Below are 18243 nucleotides of genomic sequence, written 5' to 3' on the forward strand. Positions count from 1 at the left end.
TGTGCAGTTTCCATCAGCAACGCTGATTCGACTCTATGAATTTTTAAAGAACAGCCGATTGACCGAACAATCTCGATCAACAACAAAGAGGCCTCGCGCTCTCGCACAAAGCCGCTTTGGTGTTGAAGGATCTACCAGGATGATGGTGGAGGATGACGGGATCGAACCGACGACCCCCTGCTTGCAAAGCAGGTGCTCTCCCAGCTGAGCTAATCCCCCGATGTCCTCTCACTTGGATATCAGAAGATGGTGGGTCTAGTTGGGCTCGAACCAACGACCCCCGCCTTATCAAGACGGTGCTCTAACCAGCTGAGCTACAGACCCATGGTCGAAACGAATCGACCTCTTCCAACAACCGATAAGTGTGGGCGTTCAATTTGAACGGCATTGTTTCCAGAAAGGAGGTGATCCAGCCGCACCTTCCGATACGGCTACCTTGTTACGACTTCACCCCAGTCACGAACCCTGCCGTGGTAATCGCCCTCCTTGCGGTTAGGCTAACTACTTCTGGCAGAACCCGCTCCCATGGTGTGACGGGCGGTGTGTACAAGACCCGGGAACGTATTCACCGTGACATTCTGATCCACGATTACTAGCGATTCCGACTTCACGCAGTCGAGTTGCAGACTGCGATCCGGACTACGACTGGCTTTATGGGATTAGCTCCCCCTCGCGGGTTGGCAACCCTTTGTACCAGCCATTGTATGACGTGTGTAGCCCCACCTATAAGGGCCATGAGGACTTGACGTCATCCCCACCTTCCTCCGGTTTGTCACCGGCAGTCTCATTAGAGTGCCCAACTAAATGTAGCAACTAATGACAAGGGTTGCGCTCGTTGCGGGACTTAACCCAACATCTCACGACACGAGCTGACGACAGCCATGCAGCACCTGTGTTACGGTTCTCTTTCGAGCACTAAGCCATCTCTGGCAAATTCCGTACATGTCAAAGGTGGGTAAGGTTTTTCGCGTTGCATCGAATTAAACCACATCATCCACCGCTTGTGCGGGTCCCCGTCAATTCCTTTGAGTTTCAACCTTGCGGCCGTACTCCCCAGGCGGTCAACTTCACGCGTTAGCTTCGTTACTGAGTCAGTGAAGACCCAACAACCAGTTGACATCGTTTAGGGCGTGGACTACCAGGGTATCTAATCCTGTTTGCTCCCCACGCTTTCGTGCATGAGCGTCAGTGCAGGCCCAGGGGATTGCCTTCGCCATCGGTGTTCCTCCGCATATCTACGCATTTCACTGCTACACGCGGAATTCCATCCCCCTCTGCCGCACTCCAGCAATGCAGTCACAGATGCAGTTCCCAGGTTGAGCCCGGGGATTTCACAACTGTCTTACATCACCGCCTGCGCACGCTTTACGCCCAGTAATTCCGATTAACGCTTGCACCCTACGTATTACCGCGGCTGCTGGCACGTAGTTAGCCGGTGCTTATTCTTACGGTACCGTCATGAGCCCTCTTTATTAGAGAAAGCCTTTTCGTTCCGTACAAAAGCAGTTTACAACCCGAAGGCCTTCATCCTGCACGCGGCATGGCTGGATCAGGCTTGCGCCCATTGTCCAAAATTCCCCACTGCTGCCTCCCGTAGGAGTCTGGGCCGTGTCTCAGTCCCAGTGTGGCTGGTCGTCCTCTCAGACCAGCTACAGATCGCAGGCTTGGTGAGCCTTTACCTCACCAACTACCTAATCTGCCATCGGCCGCTCCATTCGCGCAAGGCCTTGCGGTCCCCTGCTTTCATCCGTAGATCTCATGCGGTATTAGCACAGCTTTCGCTGCGTTATCCCCCACGATTGGGCACGTTCCGATGTATTACTCACCCGTTCGCCACTCGCCACCAGGATTGCTCCCGTGCTGCCGTTCGACTTGCATGTGTAAGGCATGCCGCCAGCGTTCAATCTGAGCCAGGATCAAACTCTATAGTTCGATCTTGAATTTAACGTCTCTCGCGAGACAAACTCATAAAAACGGAATTGAAGTGAACTTCACTTCTATTCTCATGAGCATTTAAAGCCTGAAAGGCTTCGTTCCGAAGAACTTGGCCATTCGCCTCAAACGCCCACGCTTATCGGCTGTATGTTTTTAATGATCCCCACAAGTCAGGCAACTCTCTCGCCCTCCTTGCCCACTTCGCTGCGATCAGCGAAGCCTTAGATTATCACACGATTTTTGAAGAACCGCCAAACTTTTTGAAGTTTTTTTAAGAACCCATCAACCACTCGGTCAACACAGCCCCAACCAAAACCCCTCTTCCCGCCCAAACCAGCCATCAAAGCCCATCAGGCTTCAGCGACCAGAACATCCTCAGCGGAGCCTTCGATTATGACACGGATTTTGACCAGTCCGCAATCGCGCTCAACTTTTTCGATTCCGTCCAGCATTGGGCTCTGAACAGCCCGTCCTACTGGCGCGCCGTCCTGGTGTTCGGCGGCAAGGCCTGCGGCCAGCTAGCGCGAAATGGGTTGATGTCCAGCCCACCGCGCCGGGTGTAGCGTGCATAAACAGCCAGTTTCGTTGGTTGGCAGCGGCGCCAAATGTCCAAGAACATGCGCTCGGCGCAGGGCTCATGAAATTCGTTGTGGGCGCGAAAGCTCACGATGTAGGCCAGCAGGCCTGCTTGGTCGATTGGCGGGCCGCTGTAGCGGACTTGGACGCTGCCCCAGTCTGGCTGCCCGGTCACCAGGCAGTTGCTCTTGAGAAGGCGGCTGCAGAGCGTTTCCGTCACGAGTCCCTGCTTCGCATCGCTCGACAGCAACTCCGGCGCAGGCCGGTAGTGCGTGCACTCGATATCAAGCCGATCGAGATCAAGACCATCAAGCTCATGCATCTGTTCGCGACCGAACGCATCGGGCGCCAGCAGCTTCACTCCGATGCCGGCCGCTCGATCGCTCCCTCGCCATAACGCCTCACGCAGATCGATGCGCAGGCGCTCGCGCACTGCGTCGAAGTCCACAAACACCGTGCTGTTGAAGCTGTTGAGATAGAGCTTGAAGGACTTGCTCTCGATGATGTTGGGCGTCTCGCAAGGCACCGTGAAATGCGCGATCGCCAGCTGCGGCTTGCCGCGGGGATTGAGCCAGCTCAGCTCGAAGGCCGTCCAAAGATCCGCGCCAAAGAAGGGCAGCGGCTGATTCGCGATGCCCATGGCTTCTCGCTGCGTGGCGCGGGGAATCGGAAACAGAAGCCCGGGGTCGTAGCGATCGACATAGGCCGAGGCTTGCCCCAGCTGCGATTGTTCAGGTGTGTTGTCGAGGCTCATGCGCGCTTCTCGGCTGTTTGCATAAAGGGAATGATGTGCTGCAGCAGGATGTCGCACACCAGCGGCGGCAGGTCATGGCCCATGCCGGGCACCGAGACGAAGCGCGCGCCCGAAATCCGGCGCGCCGTATCGTGGCCGCAAGCGATGGGCACCAGCGGATCGGCATCGCCGTGCAGGACCAGCGTGGGGCTGGAGATTCGCCCCAGCAAGGCATGGCGACCGCTGTCGGCGCCGATCGCCAGCATCTGCCGCACGATGCCAGCGGGCCGGTAGGCACGGCGCAGACCGCGAGTGATGCGCTCGGTCAAGGTCCGCTCATCCTGGGGATATGCGGGGCTGGCGATGAGCCGGGCCACGCGCAGACTGTGCGCCAACAGCGCGGCCTCAGTCCGGCTGGCCGGCCGACGCATCAGCGCCGCAGCGACGTCGGGTCGCGGCCCCGGCAGGTTCCGCGCCCCGCTCGAGCTCATGATGCTGACCAGGCTTGCGGCACGCTGCGGCGCGGCGACAGCCAAGCGCTGTGCGATCATGCCGCCCATCGAAGCGCCCACCACATGCGCGCGCCGAATGCCCAGCACATCGAGGACCCCGAGCGCATCATCAGCCATGTCCTGCAACGAATAGACTGAGCGCACCGGCAGGCCCATGCGATGCCGGACGCTCTGCCAGACCAAGTTGCCCGCGCCAGCATGGTCGAAGCCCTGGCTCAGGCCAATATCCCGGTTGTCGTGTCGCACGACCCGGAAACCGGCGTCGATCAGAGCCCGCACGAATTCGTCGGGCCAGGCGATGAGCTGCATGCCCAGGCCCATGATCAGCAGCACCACCGGCCGTCCTTCGCCACCGCTGTCCTCCACTTCGATCCGGATGCCGTTGGCCGCGAGTTTCATGATGTGGTCAGCCTCTTGAAGGCAGGCGCAGTGCCTAGCGGAACTCGCGCTCGCGCAACCACTTGGTCGCCACCCATTTCTCACCCGCCAGCACCGGGGCTCCCCCATGCAGGGTGTGCGTTGCCGGATCGGGCCGCTCGTAACTAAAGAAGACGCCGGTGCCGCGCTTGGGCGCGACTTCGAGGCCCACATCGGGAAAGGTCGTCGCACCGCCGAGTCCGGGCTCCTGCAGGTACATGACAAGCGTGGCCACGCGCTGGCCGCCGCGGCGCAGTATGGTGGGCGTGCCGGGCTCGCCAGGGTCGAAATAGTCGTAGTGCGGCCGGTATTGAGCGCCCGGCGAGTAGCGCAGGACCTGCAGCCCCTCGCCGAACTCAAGCGGCCAACGCAGAAGCAGCGCGATGCGCTGCTCCAGGCGCGCAACGAGAGAGTTCTCCCCGCGCTCGAAGAACATGCCGTCGCTGGTGCGATCGACATTGAGTGCCTCGCCGCCTGTCTGAGTCTCCACGGTGAGGGACCGCGCGAGCCGCCGCCGCGCCGTCTGGATCAGGCCCTCGCATTCGTCGTCCGAGAGCAGATCGCCGAACACGACGACACGCGGATGGCGCAGCGTCTGGAGCACCTGCACGCGGCGATCGCCCGCGTCGATGTACAGCGGCGCGTTAGACAGATCCGGCCCCGGCATAGCGGTCCGCGCAACAGCGGTGGTCGCGAGCCCTGCAGCCTGCGCCTCGACCTCTGCGAGGGCCGCGTCCGCCGCATCGGCATGCCAGCCCGCATCGCGCATGGAGGCGCGCAAGCTGGGGATGGAATGCCCAGCAGCGAGCTGGGTGACAACCCATTCCCGCAATTCGGGACTGATGGCTTGACTCGTCACGCTGATCTCCTTCGAAACACGAAACGCTCCGGCGCCGAAGCCTTGGCGTCGAAGACATATCCTTCGAGATCGAACTTCTCCAGCGCCCTAGGCGTGGAGGCCTTGTGCAGCACGGCCCAGCGCGCCATCAGGCCGCGGGCCCGCTTGGCGAAGAAGCTGATGACCTTGTACTTGCCGTTCTTCCATTCCTCGAACACGCACTCCACCACGCGCGCCTTCAGCACTTTCAGGTCGACCGACCTGAAGTATTCCTGCGACGCCAGGTTGATCACCACCGGCGTGCGATCCGCCGCCAGCCGCTGGTTGATGTAGACGGCAATGCGCGAGTTCCAGAAGGCGTAGAGATCCTTTCCGTGCCTGTTGGCCAGCTGCGTGCCCATCTCGAGCCGATACGGCTGGAGCCGGTCCAGCGGACGCAGCACACCATAGAGACCGCTCAGGATGCAGACATGCTCCTGCGCCCATCCGAGCTGCGCAGCGCTCAGCGTCTTCGCGTCGAGGCCCCCGTAGACATCGCCATCGAAGGCCAGGGCCGCTTGCTTCGCGTTGTGGGCCGTGCCCTTGGACGCCCAGGCCGCGTAGCGCATCACGTTGAGCGCCGAGAGCTTGTCGGACAGGCGCATGAGCTCGGCAACTTGCTGCGGCGACTTCTCGCGCAGGATCTTGATGAGTTCTGCCGCGGGGCCTCGGGGCCCCTCGAAGTGCGGCTGGGTGGCAGGGAGGGTGCCGGCCACGGGGGTTTCGTAATCGAGCGACTTGGCCGGGGAGAGCAAAAACAGCATCCGCGAATTATCCCGCGGTGCCAAAGCGAGGCGGCGCGAGGGGGTTAGGTCCGCCCTGCGCAAAATTGCACCTCCGAGGAGATCCGCTGTGAAGGCAATCTACGAACCGCGCTCTCATAACCGCGCTCTCATTCTTGCCGCCCGTGCCTGGATCGCGCGCAAGGCAACCGTTACGTCTGGAGCCCGGTCAACTACGCGCAGGCGCGCTCACCCCCGCCGCTGGCCGGGCTCGAATAAAATCCGTGGCTTCCCCAACCCACCCGAACGGCATCCTGCGGGATGCCGTTCTCGTCTTTGCACCCCATGAGCGACACCTTGTCCCAGCCCGGCCTCGAGAGCCTGTCCAAATCCTTCGAACCCGCCGCCCTCGAGGCGCACTGGGGCCCCGAGTGGGAGCGGCGCGGCTACGCGAGAGCAGGCGTACGCGGTACGGGGCAGCCCAAGGAAGGCGCAGCGTCCTTCGCGATCCAACTGCCGCCGCCGAACGTGACCGGCACGCTGCACATGGGCCATGCGTTCAACCAGACGATCATGGACAGCCTCACGCGCTACCACCGCATGAAGGGCGACAACACGCTGTGGGTGCCGGGCACCGACCACGCGGGCATCGCGACCCAGATCGTGGTCGAGCGCCAGCTGCAGGAGCAGAAGATCAGCCGCCACGATCTGGGCCGCAAGAACTTCGTGGCACGCGTGTGGGAGTGGAAGCAGAAGTCGGGCAACACCATCACCAACCAGATGCGCCGCCTGGGCGACACGGTGGACTGGACCCGCGAGTACTTCACGATGGACGAAAGGCACTCGACGGTGGTCACCGACACCTTCGTGCGGCTTTACGAGGAAGGCCTGATCTACCGTGGCAAACGGCTGGTCAACTGGGACCCGGTGCTCAAGACCGCGGTGAGCGACCTCGAGGTCGAGAGCGAGGAGGAGGACGGCTTCCTCTGGCATATCGCCTACCCGCTCGAGGACGGCGCCGGATCGCTGACCGTCGCGACCACACGCCCTGAAACCATGCTGGGCGACGTTGCCGTGATGGTCCACCCGGAAGACGAGCGATACAAGGCGCTGATCGGCCGCAAGGTAAAGCTGCCGCTGGTCGACCGCCTGATCCCGGTGATCGCCGACAGCTATGTCGACAAGGAATTCGGCACCGGCGTCGTCAAGGTCACGCCCGCGCACGATCACAATGACTATGCAGTCGGCCAGCGCCATGGCCTGCCCGTCATCGGCGTGCTGACGCTGGACGCCACCATCAACGACAACGCGCCCGAAAAGTACCGCGGCCTCGATCGCTTCGATGCCCGCAAGTCGGTGGTGGCCGATCTCGAGGCCCTGGGCCTGCTGGTCGAGACCAAGAAGCACAAGCTCATGGTCCCGCGCTGCGCGCGCACCGGCGCCGTGGTCGAGCCGATGCTGACCGACCAGTGGTTCGTCGCCATGACCAAGCCTGACGCCAACGGGCAGTCGATCGCGCAGAAGGCCATCGACGCGGTGCGCTCGGGAGAGGTGAGCTTCGTGCCCGAGAACTGGGTCAATACCTACAACCACTGGATGGCGAACATCCAGGACTGGACCATCTCGCGCCAGCTCTGGTGGGGCCACCAGATCCCGGCGTGGTACGACACCGACGGCAAGCTGTACGTCGCGCGCAGCGAAGCCGAGGCCCAGGCCCAGGCGCCCGGCAAGACACTGGTGCGCGACGAGGACGTGCTCGATACCTGGTACTCCTCGGCCCTGGTGCCTTTCTCCTCGCTCGGTTGGCCCGAGAAGACGCAGGACTACAACCTGTACCTCCCCTCCAGCGTCCTGGTCACCGGCTACGACATCATCTTCTTCTGGGTCGCCCGGATGATCATGATGACGAAGCACTTCACCGGCCGCGTGCCCTTCAGGCATGTCTACATTCACGGGCTGGTGCGCGATTCGCACGGCCACAAGATGAGCAAGTCCGAGGGCAATGTGCTCGACCCGGTGGACCTCATCGACGGCATTGCCCTGCCCGAGCTGCTGGAGAAGCGCACTCAGGGCCTGCGCCGCCCAGAGACCGCGCCGGCCGTGCGCAAGAACACGCAGAAGGAATTCCCCCACGGCATCCCCGCCTTCGGCGCCGACGCGCTGCGTTTCACCTTCGCCTCGCTCGCCTCGCTGGGCCGCAACATCAACTTCGACCCCAAGCGCTGCGAAGGCTATCGCAACTTCTGCAACAAGCTGTGGAACGCGACGCGCTTCGCTCTGATGAACTGCGAGGGCCAGGACTGCGGCCTGCGCGAGCACACCAAGGAAGAATGTGCTCCGGGAGGTCCGGCGCACGGCTACCTCAAGTTCAGCCAGGCCGATCGCTGGATCGCCTCGCAGCTGCAGCGCGTCGAGGCCGAGGTTGCCAAGGGCTTCGAGGAATACCGGCTCGACAACGTGGCCAACGCGATCTATCAGTTCGCATGGGACGAGTTCTGCGACTGGTATCTCGAGATCGCCAAGGTCCAGATCCAGCAGGGCGAGCCCGCCCAGCAGCGCGCCACCCGCCGCACGCTGATCCGCACGCTCGAGGCGCTGCTGCGCCTGGCGCATCCGCTGATCCCTTTCATCACCGAGGAGCTCTGGCAAAAGGTGGCGCCGGTGGCCGGCCGCCATGGCGAGTCGGTGATGATCGCGCCCTATCCGCAGAGCCAACCCGAGAAGATCGACGAGTCCGCCGAGGCTCATGTTGCACGGCTCAAATTGCTGGTCGACGCTTGCCGCACGCTGCGCGGCGAGATGAACGTCTCGCCCGCCATGCGCCTGCCGCTCTATGCCGTGGCCGACACCGCGGATGGCAACGCCTTCGTGCGCGAGGCCGCGCCGGTGCTGCAGGCGCTGGCGAAGCTCAAAGAAGTCAAGGTCTTCGACGACGAGGCGAGCTGGGCCGCAGCGGCCGAGGCGGCCCCGGTCGCGGTGGTGGGCGATGTGCGGCTGTGCCTGCACATGGAGATCGACAAGGCCGCGGAAAGAGCCCGCATCGGCAAGGAAATCGCCCGCATCGAGGGCGAGATCGCCAAGGTCAATGCCAAGCTCGGCAACGAAGCCTTCGTCGCCAAGGCGCCGCCCGCGGTGATCGAGCAGGAGCGCAAGCGACTGGCGGACTTCAGCGCCACCCTGGGGCGGCTGCGCGACCAGCTTGTGCGCCTCGGCTGACACATGCTGGAGACGGAGAGCTTTAGTATTCGAGCCTGGCGCCGCCGAGCGCTGCCCTCCTCAGATTCACCGACCAGACGCTAAGCCCATGTCCACTTCCACCAAGCGCATCCGCAAGGCCGTGTTCCCCGTCGCCGGCTTCGGCACTCGATTCCTGCCGGCTACCAAGGCACAACCGAAAGAAATGCTGCCGGTGGTGGACAAGCCGCTGATCCAGTACGCCGTCGAGGAGGCCTACGCTGCCGGCATCCGCGACATGATCTTCGTGACCGGCCGAAACAAGCGCGCGATCGAGGACCACTACGACACCGCCTACGAGTTGGAGAGCCAACTCGAGGCCAGCAACAAGCTGGAACTTCTCAGGATCGCCCAGTCGGTGATGCCGGACGACATGACCTGCTCGTACGTGCGCCAGCCACGCATGCTGGGCCTGGGCCACGCCGTGCTGTGCGCCGAGCACCTGGTCGGCGACGAACCTTTCGCTGTGCTGCTGGCAGACGACCTGATGGTCGGCCCCGAGGGGGGGGAGCCCGTGCTGGCGCAGATGACGCGGGCCTTCGCCCGGCTCGGCGGCTCCGTGCTGGCGGTGCAGGAGGTGCCGCTGGAGCAGGTCAAGCGCTACGGCATCGTGGCCGGCGACACGGTCGAGGAAGGCCTGGTCAAGGTCAATCGCATGGTCGAGAAGCCCAAGCCCGAGGATGCGCCCTCGCGGCTCGGCGTAGCGGGCCGGTACATCCTGACGCCCGGCGTATTCGACGAAATTCGCAGCCAGCCCAAGGGCGCCGGCGGCGAGATCCAGCTGACGGACGGCATCGCCTCGCTGATGAAGAAGGAAGCCGTCTACGCCTACTCATACCAGGGCGTGCGCTACGACTGCGGCAGCAAGGAGGGCTTCCTTCAAGCCACCGTCGAACTCGCGCTCGCGCACCCGGAAGTCGGCGCCCAGTTCCGCGCCTACCTCAAGACCCTGGAGCTCTAGCAGGCGCAGCCGCGATCAGCGGCTCGAGGAAGCGGCGCAGATCCTCGTCCTCGATCGGCGCGAGCGGCAGATCGAAGGCTTCGCGCAGGCGAGCCACCAGCGCCTGTGCCCACAGGGCGTTCCATACGAGACCCGGATGCAGGTCCGCGAGGACGGAGTTGTGCGGATCATCGCCGATGGTGTTCGTCACACGCAGCACAGGGCCGATCTCTACCGTCTTGTAGTCCGGCTTGCCCTCGGCATTGCGCGAGCCCCAATGGGCCCGGAACCAGGCCACGTCGTCGAAATAGGCCAGGCGGGCATCGCCCTCGGTCAGCCGACGGATGGAAGCATTGAAGGCATCGAGCGCGGCTGCGATATTGCGAGACTCCTTTGCCGACTGCCACCGGTCGAAGTTCGCGGGATCGTCCACCTCGTTGCCGATGCCCACGAGCAGGATGCGGGTGGCCGGGTGCGAAGCGTGGATCCGCCTGACCGCCGCACCGATCTCGCCGGCGCAGTAGGCCATGACCTCGCGCAACTCGGGCGCACCAGGATCGGTCGCCTGCAGGTCCATCAGGCCGGCCCAGTTGTTGAGGCCGATGCGGATCACTACCACGCCGCGCCTCCAGCGCTCGGGCTCCTCGTCCATCAGCGCGACCAGCCGCGGCACCTGCCGGAAGCGCCCTTGCATCAGGTTCTTGCAGGCGGCGCCGGAGTTGGCGAAGTTATAGAGATAGTCCTCCTTGCGCGGCGCACGGCCGCCCGGCAGGCCCATCCATTCGCGCGCCAGCGCGATCACCCCAGGCCGGCCCCAGCGCACCCAGGGGCCGGGATCGAGCTGTTGGCCGCGCAGGCGCGCCAGAATCTCGGTCCATTGGAAGGTGCGCGACCGAAAGGCGCCGCCGCGCTCGGTACTGTCGGCGGGAAACCAGGCCTTGTCCTGGTAGGAGTGGCTGTTGGAATCTCCCAGCACAGCGAGCGGAATCGCGTCGGATGCCGCGGCTGAGCGCGCAGGCGTGTTGTGCGGCATGCCATCGCTCCACAAGACCAGAACGAGCGCCCCGGCTGCCAGGGCCAACGCCAGGCCGCCGGCGGCGAAGCGTGCGCTGCGCTTCACGGCGGGCCTGCTCAGCGGCGACGCAGGACGTGGATGAAGTCGTCCCCCACCGTCTGCTGGTCGACGAGGTCGTTGCCGGTCTGCCGGGCGAAGGCCTGAAAATCGCGCATCGAGCCGGGGTCGGTGGAGATCACCTTGAGCAGTTGCCCGCTCTGCATCTCGTTGAGCGACTTCTTCGCCTTCAGGATGGGCAGTGGGCAGTTGAGTCCGCGCGTGTCGATTTCTTTGTGGATGTCCATGGGTGTTCCTTCTGCCGGGCTGCCGGAATTCTAGGAGGCAGCCGTCGCGTCGGGCGCGGGCGTCAGGGGCCTCGGCCATTCGACGAACTGCGGCTCGTGCCCGCGCGTGCGCAGCCAATCGGCCAGCGCGTAGCCGGTGCCCGCCGGCCAGCAACGCAAGGCGGCCAGGTCGTACAGCCGGTAGTCCACCAGTTCGGGCGAAAGCCGCACCTCGCCGTCAGCCACCGCGTGGTAGGCGATGATCACCTGGTTCATGCGCTGGAAGTCGTACACGCCGACCAGATCAAGCGCGCTGGTGTCGAGGTTGGTCTCTTCCTTGATCTCGCGTGCGATGCCTTCCTGCGGCGTCTCGCCAGCCTCCATGAAGCCGGTGATCAGCGCATACATCTTGTGCGCCCAAGCGGCGTTGCGCGCCAGAAGCACCTGGCCGCGGTATTCGATGATCGCGGCCAGCACCGGCGTCGGGTTGTTCCAGTGGGTCCACCCGCAGGCCGGGCAGCGCAGGCGCGATTTGGGACCTCCGTCCTCGGCCAGCTCGATGCGTGCGAGGGCCGTGGCGCAAGCCGAGCAGAACTTGGGATCGGTCGTTGCGCTCATGAGGTCTCGGCGCTTCGCACTGCGGTATTCGCCTTGGGAATGGCCGTACGCCTCATCGGGGCCACCTTCGCCTTCGGAGCGGCTGTGCGGCTCATGCCGGAAAGACGCCGGTGGAGAGATAGCGATCGCCGCGGTCGCAGACTACGAAGACGATCGTCGCGTTATCTACCTTCTTCGCGATCTCGAGCGCCACCCATAGCGCCCCGGCCGACGAGATGCCCGCGAAGATGCCCTCCTCGCGCGCCAGCCGACGGCACATCTCCTCGGCGTCATCCTGGCTCACGTTGACCAGTTGATCGACGCGGCTGGGCTCGTAGATCTTGGGCAGGTACTCCTCGGGCCACTTGCGGATGCCCGGGATGCGTGAGCCCTCCTCGGGCTGCGCGCCGATAATGCGCACCGCGGCGTTCTTCTCCTTCAGGAAATGCGAGACGCCGGTGATGGTGCCGGTGGTGCCCATCGCGCTCACGAAGTGCGTGATGCGTCCCCCGGTGTCGGCCCAGATCTCGGGGCCGGTGGTCTCGTAATGGATGCGCGGATTGTCGGGGTTGGCGAACTGGTCGAGCACCCGGCCCTTGCCCTGCGCCACCATCTGCTCGGCCAGATCGCGCGCGTACTCCATGCCACCGCTCTTGGGCGTGAGCACCAGCTCGGCGCCGAAAGCCTTCATGGTCTGGGCTCGCTCGACCGAGAGGTCTTCGGGCATGATCAGCACCATGCGATAGCCCTTGACGGCCGCGGCCATCGCGAGCGCAATGCCGGTGTTGCCTGAGGTAGCCTCGATCAGCGTGTCCCCGGGCTTGATCTCGCCGCGCTCCTCGGCACGCTTGATCATCGAGAGCGCCGGCCGGTCCTTGACCGACCCGGCGGGGTTGTTGCCTTCCAGCTTGCCCAGGATCACGTTGCCGCGCTTCGCGTTGTCCGCTGCATCGATGCGCTGCAGCGCGACCAGCGGCGTCTTGCCGATCGCGTCCTCGATCGTCGGGTAGTTCACATTTGCCATGGCAGGCACTGTGCCATAATTTTGAGCTCTCTTCCTTCCCCTGCCCGGGTGGTGAAATTGGTAGACGCAGGGGACTCAAAATCCCCCGCCGCAAGGCGTGCCGGTTCGATTCCGGCCCCGGGCACCATCGACAAGGCGGCGCTGCTTACATCGCTTGCTCCAGGAACGCAAAAAAAAAGGCTCCCGAGGGAGCCTTTTGTACTGATGCCGATAGGCGCTCAGTAGCCGCCGCGGCCACCGCCGCCGTAGCCACCACCGCCACCGCTGCGGCCGCCACCACCGCCACCACCGTAGCCGCCACCGCCGCCACCGCCACCGTAGCCGCCGCCACCGCTACGGCCGCCGCCACCGCCGCCGAAGCCGCCGGGCGAGCGGGGCTCCATCGGACGGGCCTCGTTGACGGTCAGGGCGCGGCCTTCCAGCGACTGGCCGTTCAGGCCCTCGATGGCTGCGAGCGCTTCCGAATCAGTGCCCATTTCGACGAAGCCGAAGCCCTTGGAGCGACCGCTGTCGCGTTCCATCATGACCTTGGCGCTGGCAACGGAACCGTAGGCGGCGAACGCCTGTTCCAGATGGTTGTCGCGGACGGAATAGGCGAGGTTGCCTACGTAAAGTTTCTTGCCCATGGAGGACTCCTAATCAAACCAAAAAAACAATCGATGGAGTCCCAGAGTCACAACAAGCAAGGATGCGCAGTGGCGCGAAACTGAACCGATTACCCAACGCGAAGCCAAAGCGAACTAAAGCGACGCCCCGGCATTGTCGCGCACTTCTGGTGATTGCGGTCAAGATTCCTATGGAGGGAAACGCCTAGTTCTCCGAGGCGCCTTCATCGGCGGGTCTCTCAGCTCGCCTTGCGCTCATGCGGCGCCGGCCGGATCCACGCCTTTCTCAGGCCTTTGCCTGCGCCTCCAGCCGTCGGTTGGCATCCAGTGCGTAAAGCACGGCCTTCTCATCCTGGCCCTTGCCCGATGCGTCCCCGATCGGAATCTGGGCCGAGCCGTAGAGCTCGCGCTCCAGGCGCTTCGCACGCTCGGAATACATGCGGGCCAGGGCGCCGTGATGCTCGGCGGCCGCCTGGTGCTCAATACGCGCCAAGTGGGCTTCCTCGAGCAGCGCCATGACGCGCCGCAGATGGCCGTTTCGGTTGGGTTGGAAAAAACTGAACATCGGGATCCTCCATCACAAGCCAGCAGGAACTCTTTGTAGCTGCAGTCGCCCGGCCGGCGCTGTAGGTGCAAGGCTCTTGCGAATCAATCGTCATGAATTAGTTCTCAGTTTTGTCGATTGTCTGCACCTCGCCATCCCCCAAAAGAGTTACTCCGCCTTGGCCACTACATACATTCCCCGATGGCCTAGGTGTCCAGCCCTGCCAGACAGACGTACTTGATCTCGAGAAACTCGTCCAGCCCATACTTCGAGCCCTCGCGTCCCAATCCCGACTGCTTGACGCCCCCGAAAGGCGCCTCGGCGGTCGAGATCAGCCCGGTGTTCACCCCCACCATGCCCGAGTCGAGCTGCTCGGCCACGCGCATGATGCGGCCGATGTCCCGGCTGTAGAAGTACGAGGCCAGCCCGAACTCAGTGTCGTTGGCCAGCGCAATGGCCTCGGCCTCGGTGTCGAAGGCGAAGACGGGCGCCAGCGGGCCAAAGGTCTCCTCGTGCGCGACCAGCATGTCCCTGGTGGCGCCGGCCACCACGGTGGGCTCGTAGAAGCGGCCGCCCAGCGCATGGCGCCTGCCGCCGGTGAGCACCTTGCCCCCCTTGGCCAGGGCGTCGGCCACATGCTCCTCGATCTTCGCCACTGCCTTTTCGTCGATCAGCGGCCCCTGGGTGACGCCCGGCTCCGCGCCGTTGCCCACCTTCAGAGAGCGCACTTTGGCCACCAGCTTGTCGGTGAAGGCCGCCAGCACGCTTTTCTGGACATAGATTCGGTTGGCGCACACGCAGGTCTGGCCGGTGTTGCGGTACTTCGAGACCATCGCGCCCTCGACTGCGGCATCGATATCGGCATCGTCGAACACGATGAAGGGTGCGTTGCCGCCGAGCTCGAGCGAAAGCTTCTTGATGGTGTCGGCAGACTGCCTCATCAGCATGCGCCCGACCTCGGTGGATCCGGTGAACGTGAGCTTGCGCACCGTGGGATTGCGCGTCATCTCACCGCCGATCTTCGCGGCCGAGCCCGTCAGAACCGACAACAGGCCCTTGGGCAGCCCCGCGCGCTGGGCGAGTTCCGCAAAGGCCAGCGCCGAGAACGGGGTCTGCGTGGCAGGCTTGACCACCATCGCGCAGCCCGCAGCCAATGCCGGCCCTGCCTTGCGCGTGAGCATCGCGGTGGGGAAGTTCCAGGGCGTGATCGCGGCCGTCACGCCGATGGGCTGCTTGAGCGCGAGGATGCGGCGGTCGGCCGAGGGCGCGGGAATGGTGTCGCCATAGACGCGTCGCGCCTCGTCAGCAAACCATTCGATGAACGAAGCCGCATAGGCGATCTCGCCCTTGCTCTCGGCCAGCGGCTTGCCTTGCTCGGCAGTCATGATGAGCGCCAGATCTTCCTGGTTGGCGAGCATCAGGTCGTTGAGCTTGCGCAGGATTGCGGTGCGCTCCTTCGCCGGCCGCCGCGCCCAGTCGCGCTGCGCGGGCTCGGCCGCGGCGATGGCGCGCCGCGTTTCTTCTGTACCGCACATCGGCACGGTGCCGATCTGCTCGCCGGTAGCCGGATTGGTTACTGGAATGGCTTCGCGCGTGTCCGCATCGATCCATTCGCCCGCAAGAAAAACCTCCTGGCGCAGGAGAGTGGGATCTTTCAAGTTCAGCATGGGATGAGTGCCTCCTGCCGCAAGCTTGCATCGCGGCGACCCGGATGTCGAGGCCCCTCGCCGCCCTGTCAGCGAATGCCGACGCCCTCTGGCCGGATGCGGCGGACACGCGCTGCGCCCCCGAACCGACGAGTCGCCGCGTCGCCGGCCGCTGGCTGTCGGCACCGGTCGCGCCTATACATGCAGCATTGGAGGCACGTCATGGACAAGATCATCCTGGACTCGGCGGGCGATGGACGCGGCTACGAATGCCTCGGCCTGCACGGCTCTCGCATCCTCACCCGCAGCCATGCGGAAGCCTGCTTCTGGCATTCGCTCGGCTACGTCGTGCTCCACTATTCGCATTGGGCGGCGTGAACACGCATCAGCCTCAGGGAGAACAAAGCATGCTCATCGTCATGAGGACCGTTCCACGGGCGCAGGATGCGCGCCTCGTGATCGCGTGCATACGCGCCTGCATCTGGGCGGCCGTCGAAGGACGTCCCTTCTGTCCGCTGCGCCAGGACTGAGCTGGTCGTCGCCAGTACCGCCTCGCCGACGCTTCGCCTAAAGATGGAGAACGCCGAGCCGCGCTGCCTGCGCGACGGCAGCGGCACGTCCGGTCGCGTCGAGCTTGTCGATCAGCGAGCCCACATGGAACTTGGCGGTGTGCACGGAGATGCCGAGGCGGCGCGCAATGAGCTTGTTCGATGCGCCCTCGGCAACCAGCGCCAGCACTTCCAGCTCGCGCTGGGTCAGGGTCGAGTCCGTCGCCTCGTCGCGCTGCGCGGCCTCGGGCAGCACCAGGGCCACGTCGGCCGCTTCGCCACGTTCGGCCACACGGATGTCAGGCGCCGCGGCCAACGCGGCAATGAGGCGCTGCGACAAGGCCTCGTCCTCGATCTCGAGGGCAACCACGATCGGCTTCATCGCGCCATTGTGGATCGCAGTCAATCCGCCGGCTTCTCCCCCACCGTGAGCCGCGCCTCCACCGCCTCGCCGGCGCGCCGCAGCAACAGCGTGAGCACGGTCCCCACGCTCGCCGGACCCAGGGCGCGCAGCAGCAGGGGTACGCTGCGAATCGGGTGTCCGTTCATCGCCACGATGACATCGCCCTGGCGAATCCCGGCCGCGGCGCCGGGCCCCTGCTCCGCCACGCCCATCACCATCGCACCGACACTGCTGGCGTCCACCCGCACCGGCTGCAGGCTCAGCCCGAGGTAGCCGCGCGGCATGCGGCCATGCGCCATGAGCTGCGCGGCAACGCGCTCGATCGTAGCCGCGGGAATGATCAGCACGCGCCGTCGCGGACCGAACACCGCCATGCCCGCCGCTTGGCCCTTCGCGTTGAGCACGATGCCTCCCTCCGCGCCGAGCCGCAGCCGCAAGTCGAGCTCGATGCGCGCGTCGATCTCGCCGCCGCGCAGGCTGCGCCACCCCGGCCCGGCCAGCGAGACCAGCCCGCCCGCCACCAGCGGCAGGCCTTCGCGTGCGCCGAGCGCGAACACCATCTCGCCGGCACGCAGCGGCGCGGCATCGAAGACCACCGGCGGCGCCGTCACGCCTTCGCAGTGCAGCAGCAGCACATCGGTGGTGGGATCGCGCCCAGCCACCTTGGCCGAAACCGTCGCGCCGCCGGACAGCACAAGCTCGGCCTCCTCGTCTTCCGGCAGTCCTTCCTCGGAACTCACGACCCATCCCGGCCGCCAGACGAATCCGCTGGCGCGCGCGTGGCGCGTCTGGATGGCGAGCACGCCGGGCGCGGCGGCGCTCACCGCATCGGCCATCGCAGTCGACATTAGATCGAGCGGGGATGGGGAGAAAACATTCGACATCGCAACTCCTTGAATGGCCTCTGCATTGTCGAAAGGCCGCCGCCGCGCGCCTACTGCCCGGTTGGGCAGGCCGCCCTGCCAGAGCGCTTGCGCGCGCTTCGCAGGCGTCATGCGGGCTGCTGGGCGGAGCCTCGATTGTTTCCAGGCTGCGAACACCGCGGTTCAAAGCGCCGCGCTTTTTCGGGAGTCGTTGGTCTCAAACTAATCTTCATCGACAACCCATCTGAAGGACCCGAAATGAAAGCCTCGAAACTTATCGCCACTGCCGCTCTTTCGTTCCTGGCCGTCGCCGCGGCGCAAGCGGAAACGTACGAAGGCGTGCATCCGCTGACCTCCTCGGCCAGCCGCAGCGAAGTCGCCACGCAAGCGGTTGCCACCGCCCGCGCCGGCAACGTCTATGCCGAGGGAGCCAGCGCCGGCGTACAGACCTTCGAATCCAAGGCCGATCGCTCTCAAGTGCGTGCCGGCGCCGTTGCCAAGGCTCACGATCCGTTCGGGAGCCTCGACCGACGCGCCTTCTATCGCGACGAAGTCCCCGCCGCGTACAAAAAGCCGAAGGTGTCGTTCACGCGTCAAGCCGGACTCTGACCGGTCGACAAGTAAAAACGAAAGGAAGAAGACGGGCCTCATGGCCCGTTTTTTTTAGGTGGCGTGCTACCGTGGTCCTGCGGCAGGGTCACGGGCGCATCGCGGGCGCTCAGACTACCG

At 64.6% G+C, this 18243-nt stretch carries 18 protein-coding genes, 3 tRNA genes and 1 rRNA gene; 6 read left to right on the forward strand and 16 right to left on the reverse strand.

What is annotated here, in order from left to right; genetic code table 11:
• Positions 1-143: 143 nt before the first annotated feature.
• From E5P3_RS23755 to yaaA, 7 genes are all read right to left on the reverse strand, one after another.
• Positions 144-219: transfer RNA gene (locus E5P3_RS23755), tRNA-Ala, on the reverse strand.
• 28 nt (positions 220-247) lie between these two features.
• Positions 248-324 (reverse strand) — tRNA-Ile (locus E5P3_RS23760).
• Positions 325-397: 73 nt separating this feature from the next.
• A 16S ribosomal RNA gene (locus E5P3_RS23765) occupies positions 398-1932 on the reverse strand.
• A 475-nt stretch (positions 1933-2407) separates the two neighbouring features.
• Positions 2408-3265: an NADPH-dependent 7-cyano-7-deazaguanine reductase QueF gene (gene queF / locus E5P3_RS23770; protein WP_162588196.1), complete on the reverse strand. Its 858-nt coding sequence runs from the start codon at positions 3263-3265 to the stop codon at positions 2408-2410.
• Entirely contained in the window at positions 3262-4155 is an 894-nt protein-coding gene (locus tag E5P3_RS23775) for an alpha/beta fold hydrolase (protein ID WP_162588197.1), read from the reverse strand. Before E5P3_RS23775 ends, queF begins: the two co-directional genes overlap by 4 nt.
• A gap of 34 nt (positions 4156-4189) precedes the next feature.
• Positions 4190-5032, reverse strand: coding sequence for a 2OG-Fe(II) oxygenase (locus E5P3_RS23780; protein WP_162588198.1), 843 nt, complete (start codon positions 5030-5032; stop codon positions 4190-4192).
• Positions 5029-5814: a peroxide stress protein YaaA gene (gene yaaA / locus E5P3_RS23785; protein WP_162588199.1), complete on the reverse strand. Its 786-nt coding sequence runs from the start codon at positions 5812-5814 to the stop codon at positions 5029-5031. Before yaaA ends, E5P3_RS23780 begins: the two co-directional genes overlap by 4 nt.
• 303 nt (positions 5815-6117) lie before the next feature.
• On the opposite strand from yaaA, the gene E5P3_RS23790 reads away from it, so the two are divergent.
• Complete coding sequence (locus E5P3_RS23790) at positions 6118-8988, forward strand: valine--tRNA ligase (protein WP_162588200.1); 2871 nt, start codon at positions 6118-6120, stop codon at positions 8986-8988.
• A gap of 88 nt (positions 8989-9076) precedes the next feature.
• Positions 9077-9967 carry a UTP--glucose-1-phosphate uridylyltransferase GalU gene (galU, locus tag E5P3_RS23795; RefSeq protein ID WP_162588201.1) on the forward strand — a complete coding sequence of 297 codons (891 nt, stop codon included), beginning with the start codon at positions 9077-9079 and terminating at the stop codon, positions 9965-9967.
• Here the strand turns inward: galU and E5P3_RS23800 are convergent.
• From E5P3_RS23800 to cysM, 4 genes are all read right to left on the reverse strand, one after another.
• Complete coding sequence (locus E5P3_RS23800) at positions 9948-11066, reverse strand: SGNH/GDSL hydrolase family protein (RefSeq protein ID WP_162588202.1); 1119 nt, start codon at positions 11064-11066, stop codon at positions 9948-9950. The genes galU and E5P3_RS23800 overlap by 20 nt on opposite strands.
• Before the next feature lie 11 nt (positions 11067-11077).
• The gene (locus E5P3_RS23805; protein ID WP_068678739.1) at positions 11078-11305 is read right to left on the reverse strand and encodes a sulfurtransferase TusA family protein; all 228 of its coding nucleotides are present in this window, start codon (positions 11303-11305) and stop codon (positions 11078-11080) included.
• 30 nt (positions 11306-11335) lie between these two features.
• Positions 11336-11902, reverse strand: coding sequence for an NUDIX hydrolase (locus E5P3_RS23810; RefSeq protein WP_162588203.1), 567 nt, complete (start codon positions 11900-11902; stop codon positions 11336-11338).
• 91 nt (positions 11903-11993) lie between these two features.
• Complete coding sequence (cysM, locus tag E5P3_RS23815) at positions 11994-12896, reverse strand: cysteine synthase CysM (RefSeq protein WP_162589836.1); 903 nt, start codon at positions 12894-12896, stop codon at positions 11994-11996.
• A gap of 51 nt (positions 12897-12947) precedes the next feature.
• Between cysM and E5P3_RS23820 the strand changes: the two genes are divergently transcribed.
• Positions 12948-13032, forward strand: a tRNA-Leu gene (locus tag E5P3_RS23820).
• A gap of 91 nt (positions 13033-13123) precedes the next feature.
• Here the strand turns inward: E5P3_RS23820 and E5P3_RS23825 are convergent.
• The 3 genes from E5P3_RS23825 to E5P3_RS23835 form a co-directional block, all read right to left on the reverse strand.
• Positions 13124-13531 (reverse strand): RNA recognition motif domain-containing protein, encoded by a 408-nt coding sequence (locus E5P3_RS23825; RefSeq protein ID WP_162588204.1) that lies wholly within the window; start codon positions 13529-13531, stop codon positions 13124-13126.
• A 265-nt stretch (positions 13532-13796) separates the two neighbouring features.
• Positions 13797-14075 carry a hypothetical protein gene (locus E5P3_RS23830; RefSeq protein ID WP_162588205.1) on the reverse strand — a complete coding sequence of 93 codons (279 nt, stop codon included), beginning with the start codon at positions 14073-14075 and terminating at the stop codon, positions 13797-13799.
• Positions 14076-14260: 185 nt separating this feature from the next.
• A complete protein-coding gene (locus E5P3_RS23835; RefSeq protein WP_162588206.1) occupies positions 14261-15721 on the reverse strand; it encodes an NAD-dependent succinate-semialdehyde dehydrogenase in 1461 nt (486 codons plus the stop codon).
• 201 nt (positions 15722-15922) lie between these two features.
• Between E5P3_RS23835 and E5P3_RS23840 the strand changes: the two genes are divergently transcribed.
• Both E5P3_RS23840 and E5P3_RS36180 read left to right on the forward strand, forming a co-directional pair.
• On the forward strand, positions 15923-16078 hold the full coding sequence (locus E5P3_RS23840; RefSeq protein WP_157103462.1) for a hypothetical protein: 156 nt from the start codon (positions 15923-15925) through the stop codon (positions 16076-16078).
• A 29-nt stretch (positions 16079-16107) separates the two neighbouring features.
• Positions 16108-16230 carry a hypothetical protein gene (locus E5P3_RS36180; protein WP_269473990.1) on the forward strand — a complete coding sequence of 41 codons (123 nt, stop codon included), beginning with the start codon at positions 16108-16110 and terminating at the stop codon, positions 16228-16230.
• Between the two features lie 37 nt (positions 16231-16267).
• Here the strand turns inward: E5P3_RS36180 and E5P3_RS23845 are convergent, their stop codons facing one another.
• Positions 16268-16654 (reverse strand): response regulator transcription factor, encoded by a 387-nt coding sequence (locus tag E5P3_RS23845; RefSeq protein ID WP_232073296.1) that lies wholly within the window; start codon positions 16652-16654, stop codon positions 16268-16270.
• Positions 16651-17535 (reverse strand): S1C family serine protease, encoded by an 885-nt coding sequence (locus tag E5P3_RS23850; protein WP_162588207.1) that lies wholly within the window; start codon positions 17533-17535, stop codon positions 16651-16653. The genes E5P3_RS23845 and E5P3_RS23850 overlap by 4 nt, the downstream gene beginning before the upstream one ends.
• A gap of 237 nt (positions 17536-17772) precedes the next feature.
• On the opposite strand from E5P3_RS23850, the gene E5P3_RS23855 reads away from it, so the two are divergent.
• Entirely contained in the window at positions 17773-18123 is a 351-nt protein-coding gene (locus tag E5P3_RS23855; RefSeq protein ID WP_162588208.1) for an alpha/beta hydrolase, read from the forward strand.
• Positions 18124-18243 lie beyond the last annotated feature (120 nt).

It is taken from the genome of Variovorax sp. RA8, assembly GCF_901827175.1.
GTDB lineage: Bacteria > Pseudomonadota > Gammaproteobacteria > Burkholderiales > Burkholderiaceae_C > Variovorax.

What these genes read in the sequence shown, in the direction of transcription:
- E5P3_RS23790 (WP_162588200.1), top strand. Translation starts at nt 6,118, where the DNA reads ATGAGCGACACCTTGTCCCAGCCCGGCCTCGAGAGCCTGTCCAAATCC.
- E5P3_RS36180 (WP_269473990.1), top strand. Translation starts at nt 16,108, where the DNA reads ATGCTCATCGTCATGAGGACCGTTCCACGGGCGCAGGATGCGCGCCTC.
- yaaA (WP_162588199.1), bottom strand. Translation starts at nt 5,814, where the DNA reads ATGCTGTTTTTGCTCTCCCCGGCCAAGTCGCTCGATTACGAAACCCCC.
- E5P3_RS23825 (WP_162588204.1), bottom strand. Translation starts at nt 13,531, where the DNA reads ATGGGCAAGAAACTTTACGTAGGCAACCTCGCCTATTCCGTCCGCGAC.
- E5P3_RS23775 (WP_162588197.1), bottom strand. Translation starts at nt 4,155, where the DNA reads ATGAAACTCGCGGCCAACGGCATCCGGATCGAAGTGGAGGACAGCGGT.
- E5P3_RS23840 (WP_157103462.1), top strand. Translation starts at nt 15,923, where the DNA reads ATGGACAAGATCATCCTGGACTCGGCGGGCGATGGACGCGGCTACGAA.
- E5P3_RS23855 (WP_162588208.1), top strand. Translation starts at nt 17,773, where the DNA reads ATGAAAGCCTCGAAACTTATCGCCACTGCCGCTCTTTCGTTCCTGGCC.
- E5P3_RS23830 (WP_162588205.1), bottom strand. Translation starts at nt 14,075, where the DNA reads ATGTTCAGTTTTTTCCAACCCAACCGAAACGGCCATCTGCGGCGCGTC.
- E5P3_RS23810 (WP_162588203.1), bottom strand. Translation starts at nt 11,902, where the DNA reads ATGAGCGCAACGACCGATCCCAAGTTCTGCTCGGCTTGCGCCACGGCC.
- E5P3_RS23805 (WP_068678739.1), bottom strand. Translation starts at nt 11,305, where the DNA reads ATGGACATCCACAAAGAAATCGACACGCGCGGACTCAACTGCCCACTG.
- galU (WP_162588201.1), top strand. Translation starts at nt 9,077, where the DNA reads ATGTCCACTTCCACCAAGCGCATCCGCAAGGCCGTGTTCCCCGTCGCC.
- queF (WP_162588196.1), bottom strand. Translation starts at nt 3,265, where the DNA reads ATGAGCCTCGACAACACACCTGAACAATCGCAGCTGGGGCAAGCCTCG.
- E5P3_RS23835 (WP_162588206.1), bottom strand. Translation starts at nt 15,721, where the DNA reads ATGCTGAACTTGAAAGATCCCACTCTCCTGCGCCAGGAGGTTTTTCTT.
- E5P3_RS23850 (WP_162588207.1), bottom strand. Translation starts at nt 17,535, where the DNA reads ATGTCGAATGTTTTCTCCCCATCCCCGCTCGATCTAATGTCGACTGCG.